Raw genomic sequence first — 686 nt, 5'->3', positions numbered from 1 at the left:
GTGGTTACAATTTTATGTAGTTAAAAGAAGACCTCACGAGAATAATTGCAAAAAGAACTTCATTTTTTAAGGAAGAAGGATATTTTTGTCATCGAATCTTTGGAACGACTAGGGCGAAACTATGATGAAATTTTTTATATAGTGCAGCAACTGGATTAAAAGGATATCGGACTGATTGTTTTGAACATGCCTATCCTCAACCAATGAGAACTTTCGACGAAATCATGTTCTAGAAAGAAATTTCTATCCAATAAGAATTCCAAATCATGGACACTATTATCAAAGAAGCTTTAATAGATAAAATATTCAAAGCAGATTCTAAAAAAGTCGATTCCACAAAATATACATGAAATGAAAAATGGAGGAATATAAGTGAACTTTATGTATGAAGTTAAAACAACTAAATCATTCCAAGCGGCAACAGAAGCACTCATTGAGAAACTCAAAGAAAGAGAATTTGGTGTATTGTATCAAGTTAATTTTAAAGAAAAATTAAATCTAAAGGGTTAGATTTCCCTACAAATTTTGAGGTATTAGAAATATGTAATCCAAAACAAGCAAAAGAAGTATTGGAAAAACGTATTGAAGTTGGCTACTTTTTACCGTGTAAGGTAGTTGTTTATGAAAAAGAAGCCGATGTGTATATTGGACTACTAAAACAAACAGTATTACCCGTGGTGCTAGTT

At 31.0% G+C, this 686-nt stretch carries 2 protein-coding genes; both read left to right on the top strand.

The features are described 5' to 3' along the window. Positions 1-372 precede the first annotated feature (372 nt). Entirely contained in the window at positions 373-510 is a 138-nt protein-coding gene (locus ESP02_RS13560) for a hypothetical protein (RefSeq protein WP_002316088.1), read from the top strand. Then, the coding region (locus ESP02_RS13555; protein ID WP_307725759.1) for a DUF302 domain-containing protein at positions 492-686 on the top strand (195 nt) is incomplete at its 3' end. The genes ESP02_RS13560 and ESP02_RS13555, both read left to right, overlap by 19 nt.

Origin of the sequence: Enterococcus sp. NBRC 3427 (assembly GCF_007996925.1) — a bacterium.
GTDB lineage: Bacteria > Bacillota > Bacilli > Lactobacillales > Enterococcaceae > Enterococcus_B > Enterococcus_B lactis.
This window is presented reverse-complemented; position numbering and strand designations above follow the sequence as displayed.